The organism is Neorhizobium tomejilense (assembly GCF_964254135.1).
In the GTDB taxonomy this organism is placed as follows: domain Bacteria; phylum Pseudomonadota; class Alphaproteobacteria; order Rhizobiales; family Rhizobiaceae; genus Neorhizobium; species Neorhizobium tomejilense.
On the sequence record NZ_CAXUSO020000002.1, the window covers coordinates 758,941 to 770,600 of the forward strand.

At 63.4% G+C, this 11,660-nt stretch carries 10 protein-coding genes; 2 read left to right on the forward strand and 8 right to left on the reverse strand.

The genetic code is table 11. The annotated features are described in order from the left end of the window. The first annotated feature begins 73 nt into the window (after positions 1-73). Positions 74-1,291 (forward strand): SfnB family sulfur acquisition oxidoreductase, encoded by a 1,218-nt coding sequence (locus tag ACSQ3G_RS26300; protein WP_436112329.1) that lies wholly within the window; start codon positions 74-76, stop codon positions 1,289-1,291. 45 nt (positions 1,292-1,336) lie between these two features. Here the strand turns inward: ACSQ3G_RS26300 and ACSQ3G_RS26305 are convergent, their stop codons facing one another. Then, the gene (locus ACSQ3G_RS26305) at positions 1,337-1,792 is read right to left on the reverse strand and encodes an RrF2 family transcriptional regulator (protein ID WP_436112330.1); all 456 of its coding nucleotides are present in this window, start codon (positions 1,790-1,792) and stop codon (positions 1,337-1,339) included. Positions 1,793-1,901: 109 nt separating this feature from the next. Next, positions 1,902-3,134 (reverse strand): M24 family metallopeptidase, encoded by a 1,233-nt coding sequence (locus ACSQ3G_RS26310; protein ID WP_436112331.1) that lies wholly within the window; start codon positions 3,132-3,134, stop codon positions 1,902-1,904. Between the two features lie 234 nt (positions 3,135-3,368). Here ACSQ3G_RS26310 and ACSQ3G_RS26315 point away from each other — a divergent pair, with 234 nt between their 5' ends. Continuing rightward, positions 3,369-4,223, forward strand: coding sequence for an NADPH-dependent oxidoreductase (locus tag ACSQ3G_RS26315; protein WP_436112332.1), 855 nt, complete (start codon positions 3,369-3,371; stop codon positions 4,221-4,223). 15 nt (positions 4,224-4,238) lie between these two features. Here ACSQ3G_RS26315 and ACSQ3G_RS26320 read toward each other — a convergent pair whose 3' ends face one another. The 6 genes from ACSQ3G_RS26320 to ACSQ3G_RS26345 form a co-directional block, all read right to left on the reverse strand. Then, positions 4,239-5,309: an ABC transporter ATP-binding protein gene (locus tag ACSQ3G_RS26320; protein ID WP_436112333.1), complete on the reverse strand. Its 1,071-nt coding sequence runs from the start codon at positions 5,307-5,309 to the stop codon at positions 4,239-4,241. After that, positions 5,309-7,057 (reverse strand): ABC transporter permease, encoded by a 1,749-nt coding sequence (locus tag ACSQ3G_RS26325; RefSeq protein WP_436112334.1) that lies wholly within the window; start codon positions 7,055-7,057, stop codon positions 5,309-5,311. Before ACSQ3G_RS26325 ends, ACSQ3G_RS26320 begins: the two co-directional genes overlap by 1 nt. A 97-nt stretch (positions 7,058-7,154) precedes the next feature. Then, complete coding sequence (locus ACSQ3G_RS26330; protein WP_436112335.1) at positions 7,155-8,204, reverse strand: ABC transporter substrate-binding protein; 1,050 nt, start codon at positions 8,202-8,204, stop codon at positions 7,155-7,157. Between the two features lie 112 nt (positions 8,205-8,316). Continuing rightward, a complete protein-coding gene (locus ACSQ3G_RS26335) occupies positions 8,317-9,006 on the reverse strand; it encodes a GntR family transcriptional regulator (RefSeq protein ID WP_436112336.1) in 690 nt (229 codons plus the stop codon). Between the two features lie 4 nt (positions 9,007-9,010). Further along, complete coding sequence (locus ACSQ3G_RS26340; RefSeq protein ID WP_436112337.1) at positions 9,011-9,988, reverse strand: NAD(P)/FAD-dependent oxidoreductase; 978 nt, start codon at positions 9,986-9,988, stop codon at positions 9,011-9,013. A 2-nt stretch (positions 9,989-9,990) separates the two neighbouring features. Then, complete coding sequence (locus tag ACSQ3G_RS26345) at positions 9,991-11,658, reverse strand: UGSC family (seleno)protein (RefSeq protein ID WP_436112338.1); 1,668 nt, start codon at positions 11,656-11,658, stop codon at positions 9,991-9,993. Positions 11,659-11,660: the final 2 nt, after the last annotated feature.

Below are 11,660 nucleotides of genomic sequence, written 5' to 3' on the forward strand. Positions count from 1 at the left end.
GCAATTGAAGCTTTATTCCTTCTCACCGACTCCGTGACGTGGCTGAATGACGGGCTTGATCCGGGAGGCGCACATGAGCAGGGTTTTCCATTTGGCAGGAAAGATCAGAGCAGTGGCTCCATATCTCGCGACCGAGGACCAGGCGATCGAGGTGGCGACGGGGCTTTCGGCGCGCATCGCCGAAGGTTCGAGTCTTCGCGACCGGGAGCGGCTACTGCCGCATGACGAGATGGAACTGGTCGCCCGGTCGGGGTTGCTCGGCATCACCGTGCCCGCCGAATATGGCGGCGCCGACATTTCCAATGCTTTCCTGGCGGAGGTGATCGCCATTCTGTCCGAGGCCGATGCATCGGTGGGTCAGATCCCCCAGAACCATTTTTCCATTCTCGAAGCCCTGCGCCTTTCCGGCAGCGAGGAGCAGAAGAAATATTTCTTCGCGCGGGCGCTGGCCGGCGAACATTTCGGCAATGCCCTTGCCGAGTCCGGAACGAAGGCGGCCGGCGACATCGAGACCCGGCTGGTGGCGGATGGGCTCGGCTATCGCATCACCGGCCGCAAATATTATTCGACCGGCGCGCTGTTTGCCGATTGGGTGGCGGTCTTCGGTCTCGATCCCGAAGGAAAAGCAGTCATGGCGATCGTGCCGCGCGATGCCGAAGGACTGACGATCGTCGACGATTGGGACGGGTTCGGCCAGCGCACCACGGCCAGCGGCACCGTGCTGATCGACAACGTCTACGTTTCTCCGGATTCAGTCATCAGCTACTATCGGAGTTTCGAACGGCATGCGCCACTCGGCTCGCTTGGCCAGCTGCTGCATGCCGCCGTCGACCTGGGGATTGCACGCGCCGCCTTTGCCGACATGGTCGGCTTCGTGCGCAGCAAATCCCGAGGCATCCGCAATGTCGGCATCGAGACGGCAAGTGCCGATCCGCTGACCATTGCGCGGACCGGCTCGATCGCCGTGAAGCTGGAGGCGGCAAGCGCGGTTCTCGAGCGCGCCGGTCGCAAGGTCGATGTCGCCCAGATCAACCCGTCCTCGGAGACGGCGATCGAGGCCTCGCTTTCCGTCGCCGCCGCAAAGATCCTGACCACCGAAGCCGCGCTCGACGCCACCAACGGCCTGTTCGAACTTGCCGGAACTTCCGCGACCAAGGAAGACCTGAACCTCGACCGGCATTGGCGCAATGCCCGCACCCATACGGTGCACGATCCGGTGCGCTGGAAACATCACGCGATCGGCGATTTTCACCTGAATGGCAACGTCCCGCGGCCGAATGGACAATTCTAAGCCCTGTCGCCGGGTGTGCATCAGCTTGCGGCCGCGGCACTCGATCTATTTGCTGCCGGCCTGAGCGTCGTCGATAAGGCCGCTCGAGCGCTTGGCGACCATCTGCTCCAGCGTCATGTTGTCGAGTACCGAGGCGATCGCATCGCGCACTTCCGTCATCGAATGGCGGATCTGGCAATCTTCCGGATGGTCGCAATCGTCGCAAGGCTCGAACGCCGTCTTGCTGGCGCAGCGGATGGGCGCGAGCGGACCATCGAGGATGCGGACGGCCTGGCCGACATAGATCTGCGACGCGGGCTTGGACAGCGCATAACCACCGCCGGGCCCTTTTTTCGAGCGTAACATACCGCCCTTGCGCAGCTCCAGGAGGATAGCATCGAGGAATTTCTTGGAAATATTGTTCTGTTGGGCGATGTCGCTGACGAAGGCGGTCTTGCCGGGCTCAAGCTGTGCAAGGTGGACAAGCGCCTTGAGCCCGTATTTTCCCTTTTTCGTAAGCATCGAGGATCGAAATTCCGCCTGACTGGTGTCCTTCCCGGCGAGATCGCCGAAGGTGTGACACCGATACAGGACCGGCACCAAAGGTTCAACGTCGGTTTGCTCGTCTGCCCTATTCTGCCGAAAGATCGCGCAATGTCCGCGGCAGCGTATTCATGCACTCGGCTCCCGTTTCGGTGATCAGGAACTGATCCTCGATCATCAGCGCGCCGATGCCCCGCCCGTAGAACGGCGTCTCCAGCGCCACCACCATGTTCGGCTGGATGATCTCCGGATTGCCGGCGGAGAAGAACGGCCATTCCTCGATGCCGACGCTGCCGCCGACCGAATGGCCGAAATGGCCACGATCATATTCTGCAAAGCCGTCCTTGCGCATCGAGGCGAGCATGGCCGCATGCAAAGCGCCGAACGTATTGCCGGGACGAAGTTCACCGAGCCCGGCTGCGAAAGCGTTTTCCAGCGCCTTGAAGATTTCGCGCGACAGTGGCGATGCACGGCCATGGGTGAAGGTGCGTGCGCCGTCCGAGGAGTAGCCGTCGACCAGCGTTCCGACATCGGCCTTGATCAGCGCGCCCGGCGTCACGACCGCCGACATGTCCGAAAGATCGGCGCCGACCGAGATGAAGTTCCAGTGGCCGCTCAGCCCGAAGCCGCCTTCCGCCGCGGCTTCCTGGGCGCCTGACTTCCAGGCGGAGGAGAGTTCGGTGAGCGACGCGCCGGGTTTCACCACCGCTGCCATCCGCACGAGGCCGGCTTCCGCTGCTTTTGCGGCACGACGCAGCCGCTCGATCTCACGCGGCGTCTTGACGGATCGCAGGCGGCGCAGCACGTCCGAGCCATCGGTCCAGGTCACCGCCGGCAAAGCCAGTTTCAGGGCCTCGAAATCGGCGGTCGGCATGAATTCCAGGTCGGCGCCGATCCGTGCCCGATCAAGGCCACGCTCGTTCAGCAGATCGCCCAGCAGGCCAAAACAGGCGGACCGATCGAACGTTTCCGGCCGGGGTCCGGAAGACCCGAGCCGGCGATAGGCGGCGTTGATCTGCTCGACGCTCTCGGCGCCCGTCAGATCGAGCATGTCGATCCAGACGCGATGGGTGCGCAGGTCCACGTCTGGCGCAGCCTTGCGGATCGAGCCGGCGGCGTGGTCGCTGGCGATTGCGGCGAGACCAATCGAGGCATCGGCCGGCACAAGCGCAATTGCGGCACCCGCCCTGCCCCACATGGTCGCGACACCGGCCGGCGCGCCGACCGCATACCGAAAGGCTTCAGGCTGGAAGATTACCAGGGCGTCGAGGCCGGCTTGCACCATCAGGCGCTCTGCATGGCGGCGGTCGATATCACTCATCGCATTCTCCAGATCCGTCTTTTCCCCAAGGCCTTAGCCGGCCGCCGACCAAATCGCCAGCCGTTGGAACAAGATTCCTGAAAGCTACCATGGCAGCGAAGAGCATTTCCCACCTGTGCCCAAAATCCCCCTCCACCACCCTTCCCGCTGAAAGCGACTGAGATATTCTCCGGCCGGTATTACAATGGCTGAAGACGGCCAGCATGATCCCTTTCCTGTTCCAAGGAGTTTCCGATGTCCGTTTCCCGCTTCGCCTCCGCCCCTGAAACTGCGTCCATGACGGTCGATCTTCTGCACCAGCGTTATGGATCGGATCAGCCGGCGGCGGCGGCAGAGTGGAACACGGCGCTCGAGGCGATCCTTTCGCACCGCTCCGTTCGCACCTATCTGCCGAAACCGGTGCCTGAAAGCGTGCTGCAGCTGATCGTCGCGGCGGCCCAGTCGGCGCCGACCTCCTCCAGCCTGCAGGCTTGGAGCGTCGTCGCGGTCGAGGACCCCGAGCGGCGGAAAAAGCTTGCCGAACTCGCCTCGCCCAATCCGCAGATCATCTCCGCGCCGCTCTTTCTCGTGTGGATCGCCGATCTCTCGCGGTTGAGGAAAATCACCACAAAACAGGGCAGGACCGGTGAAGGTCTCGATTACCTGGAAAGTTTCCTGCTGGCGACGATCGATGCGTCGCTGGCCGCCCAGAATGCACTGGTAGCACTGGAATCGCTCGGCCTCGGCTCCTGCTATATCGGCGGCATCCGTAACCATCCGGCCGAGGTTGGCGAAATCCTCGGCCTGCCGCCGGAAGCCTTCGCGGTGTTCGGGATGACCGTCGGTTATCCCGATTCAGCCGTCGAGACGGAGGTGAAGCCGCGCCTGCCACAGTCCCTCGTGCTTCATCGCGAGCAATATCAGGCAGCACCGCCGGAAGCGGATCTTGCCACCTACGATGACACGATGCGGTCCTTTCAGACCGGTCAGGGCATGGCGGTGCGCGGCTGGACCAGCGTCGTCGCCAGCCGCATTGCCGACGCGCCGGCCTTGAAAGGCCGGCACGTGCTGCTCGATGTGGTACGACGGATGGGTTTCAAGGTGAAATAGCGGGCGAGGCAGGCGTCAATCCACGATCGGGACGATCTGGGCCGGGTCGATCTGCAGCCAGGCTGGAGCGCCGACCTGGAAGACATCGGCCGGCGGCGCCGCGACGCGGAACTGGAGCCCGCTGTCCTTCGGCTGGAAGACGTAGTCCCAGGTCTCGCCGAGGAACGCGGACTGCCGAACCAAGCCCTCGAGGTTGATGGCCTTGTCCCTGGGAGCCTCCTTCGCCGAAAGCTTCAACGCCTGCGGCCGGATGGAGACGGTGACCGGTCCGGAGCCCTTTACTTCCTCACCGATCAGGGCGAGCGGCACGCTGAAGCCGGCAAAGTCGATCATCTGGTTGCCGCAATTGCCCGAGAGGAAATTGGTGCGGCCGATGAAGCTCGCCACGAACCGTGTCTTCGGCCGGCTGTAGAGCGCGTATGGGGTGTCGATCTGTTCGAGGCGGCCGTTGTTCATCACCGCGATGCGGTCGGAGGTCACCATCGCCTCGCCCTGGTCGTGGGTGACGTAGACCGAGGTGATCTTGAACTCGTCATGCATGCGCTTGATCTCGAAACGCATCTCTTCGCGCAGGTTTGCGTCGAGATTGGAGAGCGGCTCGTCGAGCAGCAGAACCGCCGGGCGGATGACGACGGCGCGGGCGAGCGCCACGCGCTGCTGCTGGCCGCCCGAGAGTTCGGCCGGATAGCGGTCGGCGAGATGGCTCATCCGCACGGTTTCCAGCACCGCGCCGACGCGTTTCCTGACTTCGTCGGAGGGCAATTTCCGCAGGTTGAGGCCGAAGGCGACGTTCTGCGAGACGGTCATGTTCGGCCAGATCGCGTAGGACTGGAAGATCATCGACATGCCGCGCTTTTCCGGGGGCACGGAGCCGGAAGGCGCCGAGAGGATCTTGCCGTCGAGCTCGATCGAACCGGAGGTCGGGTCGATGAAGCCGGCGATCATCCGAAGCGTCGTCGTCTTGCCGCAGCCGGAAGGACCGAGCAGCGAGACGAATTCGCCGGGCTTGATATGCAGGTCGAAATCGAGAACCGCATCGACCGCACCGAAACGGCGGCCGAGTTTCCTGAGGACAAGTCCGTCCATTAGCTTCTCCTCAACATGAAGTCGCGGCCGAGATATTTCATCCCGAGGGCGACGACTGCGACAATGATGATCAACAACAAAGAGCCCAGCGCCGCGAGCTTTTCGAGCTCGCCCTCCTCGCTGAGATCGAGCAGCACGACGGAAACGACGCGCGTGGTGGGACCGACCAGAAAGATGGCGGTCGAGAGTTCCTGTGCGGCTGGCACGAAGATCAGCAGCCATCCACCGGCGAGCGTGCGCTTCAGGAGCGGCCCGACCACATGCCGGAGCGCCGTCACCCGCCCGCCGCCGAGAATGCGCACCGCTTCCTCCATTTCCGGATGGATGCTGCGCACGCCGGCCGAGCTGGTGGTGAAGGCGATCGGCAGGAAACGGGTGATGAAGGCAAGCGCCATGATCGTGTAGGTGCCATAAAGCGCGATCGGCGGCAGGGCGTAAGCCGCATAAAAGCCGATGGCGAGCACGATGCCGGGCACGACATAGGGCGAGACCGCCAGAAAAGCGAGCAGGCCCGAGAAAGGGATCAGCCTGCGCTGGACGATATAGGCGATGAACAGCGCCAGCGTGATCGCCACCGTCGCCGCCACGATGCCGAGACCGATGCTGCCTACCAGCGCCTTCTGCGAACTCGAATGTTCAAAGAGCACATAGTGGAAATTTGCAAGCGTCAGGTTGCTGAACGAGAAGCCCGTGGTCCAGGAGTCGGAAAAGGCGGCGAGAAGCAGCACGAACAGCGGCATCAGCACCGAGAGCGCAACAACGCAGAAGCAATAGGCAAACAGCACCCAGCGCCACCTGCCGAGCTTGACGATACGGCGCTCGCCGCCCTTGCCGCTGACCGAGACATAACCCTTGCGGCGCAGGATCAGCTTCTGCAGCCCAAGCATTGCGGCGGTGATCAGCAGCAGCGGGATCGAATAGGCGGCTGCCACCTGGATCCGCAGCGGGAACGAGAAGAATTCCGTGAGCTGGATCACCACGACCGGATAGCGCGCCGGGATCGAGATCAGCGCCGGCACCCCGTAGAGCGCGATCGCGCCCAGGAAGGACAGAAGAGCTGCGCCGATGATCGCCGGCATGACCAGTGGGAACGTCACCTTCATCGCCGTCCTGAACGGTCCGGCGCCGAGGATGTTGGCGGCATCCTCCATCTCGGAATTGATCATCTCGAAAGCCGAGCTCACCAGCACGAAGACGAGGAAAAACCCGCCGATCGCGGTGACCAGCACCAGGCCGCCGAAGGAGAAGATATTGACCAGCGGTTCGGTCGAACCGGAAAGGCTGTGCCAGACGCGGTTGATCCAGCCGGTATTGGGGCCGGCGAGCAGGATCCATCCGACGCCGGCGAGATAGGGCGGCATAATGAAGGCGCCAAACACGCTGTAGCGCACGAAATTGCGGCCCGGCATGTCGGTGCGGGTGCAGGCCCAGGCAAGCGGCACCCCGAAGGCCAGTTTCAGCACCACGACCACGGCGCCCATCTTCAGCGTATTGGTGAGCGCCGTGATGTGGCGTTCCTTGCCATAGGCCTCGACATAGTTGTGAAGCGTCCAGCCGCCGGTCTTGGCGTCGGTGAAGCTGGAGACAACGAGGGTCCACATCGGCGCTACGATCAGCACGACCAGAATGCCGGCCAGGAAAAGCCAGAGCAGATTGGCCGGCTGCAGCCGCTGGTGCCAGGGCACACGCACCTTCACCGGCCGGTCTTGCGACCAGGTGGAGGCCGCGGGATGGGAAACACTCGTCATGATCGGCGCTCGCTTTGTCACTGGAGGCGTCGGAAACAGGTCACGCCAGCGGGCGTGATGGGCGGAGGCCAGCAGATGCCGGCCTCCCGGTTACGGTTCAGATTCCGAACGTGTCGCGGAATTTTTCCTGGACCTCGGGCAGCTTCCTGATGCCGTCGGCCGTCGCGATCGACTTCGTCTTGTAGCTGCTGAGCGGACGCATGCCGTCTGCCAGCGGCACACCGGCCCGAAGCGGGTAACGGTAGTCCTTGGCGAAATATTCGGCGATCTCCGGCCCGAGCAGGAAGTTCTCGAACAGTCTCGCGGCGTTGGGATGCGGCGCATCCTTCAAGATGGCGGTTGCCGAAGGCGGCAGCAGCGCGCCGTCGGTCGGATAGACGACACCGATCGGTACCTTTTTGAGCATCGAGTCCGACAGGATCAGCGGCAGCGGCGCCAGCGCCACCTTGCGTTCACCCGAGGCGACGAGGTTATGACCGTCGGCCACGGAACGGCCGATCTGGGGCTTGTTTTTTTCGATATTCTTGAAGAAGTCCCAGCCGTAGAGATCGTTCATCAGCACCGTCCACAGCCCGACGCTGCCGGAAAAGCTCGGATGGCCGATGGCGACCTGGCCCTTCCACTTCGGATCGGCAAGATCCGTCCAGTTCTTCGGGGCTTCCGCCTCGGTCACCAGCTTGGTGTTGTAGGCGATGACAAGAGGCGAGACGCCCGACGTGATCCAATAATTTTCCTTGTCGGCGAGCGCCCGAAGCTCCGGCACCATGTCCTTGAGGTTTTCAGGGGCGAACTGGGCAAGCGCGCCCTGTTCCTTCAACTGCGCCATCTGGCCATCGTCATTGGTCGACATCAGGTCGCCCTGGACGGCCTTGGCCTGCAGTTCCTGCACGAGGCGCTGGAAGATGACCTGGCCGGAGGCGCGCACGACGTTGCACTCGACGCCGGCATACTTCTTCTTGAACAGGCCGCACATGCCGTCGGCGAACTCGGTGGTCGTCTGCGAGACGTACCAGGTGACCGAACCTTCCTTCTTGGCGGCGTCGTAGAGCTGCTTTTCGCTGGCCGTCATTTCAGCCGCACCGGCAAGACCGGCCGCCAGCAAGAATGCCGGAACCAGGCCGGCCACATAGGTAATGGCATGCTTCATGATCTTTCCTCCCTTTGATCCGGCTCGTGCCGGACATAAAGCTCGACCCTCCCGAGCTTAAAATTTCATGCGTTCGTTCCGTCCCGCTCGATCCCTGTGGCGATGTTCCTCATCATTCGCCGGGGATCAGATGGCGCTCCACCGGGCGCATCAACGCCAGGAAGTCGCTGAAATATTCGCCCTGGATGACGACGTGGTTGCGCATCGCATCACGGGCGCGGGCGTCGTCTCGGTCCCGGATCGCTGCAAGCACCTCCTCGTGCTCGGACAGCGAACTGTTGACGCGCCCGGGCACCCGCAGCTGCAGGCGCCGATAGGGCTTCAGCCGCCGCTGCAGCGCATGGGCGTTCTCGGCGAGGAACCCGTTGCCGCTCGCCTCGTAGATCAGCCGGTGGAATTCCGCATTGGCATAATAGTAGTCGTCGGAATTGCCGGCCTGCTGAGCCGCGGCGCAGGCGGCTTGCGCCCCTTCGAGCAGTTTCAGCTGTTCCGGGCGGATGCGGCGGGCGGCAAGCCGGGCGCACATCGCCTCGAGTTCACCCATCACCTCGAACATTTCGACAAGCTCGGTGATCGTCAGCTGGGTGACGAAGGCGCCGCGATTGGGCACCATCTTGACGAGGCCCATGGTGCTGAGCTGGATCAGCGCCTCGCGCACCGGCGTGCGCGACACCTGATGGCGGGTCGCAAGCCCTGCCTCGTCGAGCCGGTCGCCGGGGGAATAGAATCCGGTGACGATGTCCTGCTCGATCGCATCGCGAACGCTCGGTTTGCCCTGCTTGCCTTTGATCTGGACGTTCATGGGCCTATCCTGCCGATGCGGCCGCCGCAAAACGCGGCTCCGCCTGTTGGGTATTGCCGTGCCGTTCTGCGAGATAACGCACGGCGGAAATCGCGGCCGTCACGCCGTCACCGGCGGAGGCTGCCAGATGCGCGACAGAGCGCGTGCGGATATCGCCGGCCGCGAAAATGCCCGGAACCGACGTCTGCATGTCGAGATCGACAACGATCCGGCCATCCGCCGCGAGCGTGACCGATTGGCCGAGGAATGTGCTATTGGGTTCGAGCCCGACATAAACGAAGACGCCGTGACAGGGGAGATCGCTCTCTGTGCCGGTCGACAGATCGCGGACGGTTATGGCACTGACGCCGCCGTCACCGCGGATCGCGGTGACGATCGTGTTGGGCCTTACTTCGATATTGGAGGCTTCCCGCGCTTTCGCCTGCAGGGCGGCGGAGGCAGTGAGACGTGAACCGTGATGGATAATGGTGATGCGGGCGGCATGCGGGACGAGCGCCAAAGCCTCATCCAGCGCCGAATCTCCGCCGCCGATGATGCACACGTCCTTGCCGCGCATCAGCGGCCCGTCGCAGGAAGCGCAGTGGGACACGCCGCGGCCTTCGAATTCCGCTTCGCCCGGAATGCCGAGCGTGCGCTTGGCGGAGCCTGCGGCGACGATCACTGCGCCTGCCGTGAGATCGAGATCGGCGCCGGCGATGCGGAAACCGGTATCCGTCTTCGAAACTGTCTCGATCGTATCAAGCGCGAATTCGACGCCTGCCTCGTCCGCCTGTATCTGCAGCATCGGGCCGAGTTCGAACCCGGACATGCCTTCGGCAGGCCCCGGAAAATTGTCGATGCGATCGACATTGATCACCTGGCCGCCGGCGCCGAGCATGTCGACGATCATCGTGCGCGCACCGTGGCGGGCGGCGGCGATAGCTGCGTTGAGCCCCGCAACGCCTGCTCCGATCACCGCGATGTCGTAATCGTTCGGGCTCATCGTCAGCGCCAATCGTCGACGGAAACGGTGGTGCGGTAATGCGCGCCGTAAATCTGCCAGTAGCCGTTGGACTCGCCGCCGACGACCACGACATTGATGTCCTGCGGGCGGAAGATATGGATGAGCTCGTCCTTGCCGACCTTCAGCTTGCCCGCCATCGGCTCCTCGCCGAAGGTGGCGCGGGGATAGATATAATTCTGGACGAGCTGCAGGTCCCAGTAACGGCCGGCTGGCATCTGCGCCGTCTCGTAGATGAAGTCGAGCAGATCCTGCTTGTTCACGAAGCCGCCGCGATCGATGAACTGCCGGGCGCAGATCGGGTCGAGCACCAGGGTCGGCGCGGTGATCGCATCGGTGCCGAGCAGCATGTCGCGGACGTGCTCGCGCCAATATTCTTTGCGCAGGCCGAGGCTGAACGTCGTGGAACGACAGCCGTGGAAGAGGCTGACGGTGCTCGCCTTGGCGTCGAAACCCTTCTGCACATGCAGTGGCTCCCACGGGCTGCGCTCCTCGTTTTCCGCAAAGGTGAGGTTGTTGTAGGTATAGTTGTTGCCGAGCGAGCCCATGAAGGTTTCGCCGACGACCGAGCCGCCCTGCAGGTTCTGCGACAAAAGCCCGAAGGCGCGACCGATCGTGGCATTGGCATGGCTATATGGGCCGAGCGCTCCGACGCCGCAGTTCATGCCGATCTCGTTGCGAGCAGGCCCGTTGACGACGGCCATCGCCGCCGCCGAAGAAGAGGTCGATCCGCGCGCGGAGACCTGAGCCGCCGCCAGCGCCAGGATGACCGGAAAATATTCGGGCGACGCGCCGGCCATGACGGCGTTCACGGCGACCTTCTCGACCGTGTATTCCCACAGGCCGCGATTGGTAGTCGGCTGCATATGGCCGACGACCTCGTCCGGCTTGCGGGAGGTCGCGGCCAGCATGTCGGCGACGCGGGCGTCGGTCGGCAGGATGATCGGCAGCTTGTCGGTCCAGTTGTTACGCAAAAAGGCGACGTGGAGATTGTCTTCCGTATCCGGCTCAATCAGGCGCGGCGTGCTGCGCTCGAACTGCGTATCCTCGGCACCCGCCGAAAGGCCGACGGTCAGGGCCTCGATGATTTCCTTCATCACCGGCTTGCCGCTGATCGGATCGATGCCTTCCACATAGGCGCGCAGCTCTTCCGGTGTCTTTCCCATCACCGGCTGCGGCACGAAGACCAGCGGCTGCTGCGAAAGCCCGCCCATTTTGGCGACGGAGCGGACCACCTTGTCGAATTTTTCGGTATGGATCGCCGCGGTCGGCACGCCGTATTTGGTTTCGAGCGTGATCGCGTGGGTGGTGACGGCCGGTGCGCAGGTGCTGCAATGGCCGACGCCGATAATCACGGCATGGCCGCTCGCCTTGATCTCTTCCCAGAGCTGCGGGTCATCCTTGGAATAGGTGTTCGCCATCTGGCGAATCCGTACGTCCACGGACGGCATATTGCGTGCAAACCAGGCCTCGACCTCCTTCAGGAGCTCGACGGAATCGTCAAAGCGGCTGTCGACGAGATAGACGACCTTGCCGTCGAGGCTGGCGGGCCGATCGGCCGGCTGCTTGCGGCTGACCTTCGGCGGATAACCCATCGGGTTGTGGACGGTGACGAGCGGCTGAGCGCTCTGCGGCTTTCCCTGTTGCAACATCC

Bases quoted from the DNA above. Each gene is read 5' to 3' on its own strand.
- ACSQ3G_RS26330 (WP_436112335.1), bottom strand. From the start codon at position 8,204: ATGAAGCATGCCATTACCTATGTGGCCGGCCTGGTTCCGGCATTCTTG.
- ACSQ3G_RS26305 (WP_436112330.1), bottom strand. From the start codon at position 1,792: ATGCTTACGAAAAAGGGAAAATACGGGCTCAAGGCGCTTGTCCACCTT.
- ACSQ3G_RS26345 (WP_436112338.1), bottom strand. From the start codon at position 11,658: ATGTTGCAACAGGGAAAGCCGCAGAGCGCTCAGCCGCTCGTCACCGTC.
- ACSQ3G_RS26300 (WP_436112329.1), top strand. From the start codon at position 74: ATGAGCAGGGTTTTCCATTTGGCAGGAAAGATCAGAGCAGTGGCTCCA.
- ACSQ3G_RS26310 (WP_436112331.1), bottom strand. From the start codon at position 3,134: ATGAGTGATATCGACCGCCGCCATGCAGAGCGCCTGATGGTGCAAGCC.
- ACSQ3G_RS26325 (WP_436112334.1), bottom strand. From the start codon at position 7,057: ATGACGAGTGTTTCCCATCCCGCGGCCTCCACCTGGTCGCAAGACCGG.
- ACSQ3G_RS26335 (WP_436112336.1), bottom strand. From the start codon at position 9,006: ATGAACGTCCAGATCAAAGGCAAGCAGGGCAAACCGAGCGTTCGCGAT.
- ACSQ3G_RS26340 (WP_436112337.1), bottom strand. From the start codon at position 9,988: ATGAGCCCGAACGATTACGACATCGCGGTGATCGGAGCAGGCGTTGCG.
- ACSQ3G_RS26320 (WP_436112333.1), bottom strand. From the start codon at position 5,309: ATGGACGGACTTGTCCTCAGGAAACTCGGCCGCCGTTTCGGTGCGGTC.
- ACSQ3G_RS26315 (WP_436112332.1), top strand. From the start codon at position 3,369: ATGTCCGTTTCCCGCTTCGCCTCCGCCCCTGAAACTGCGTCCATGACG.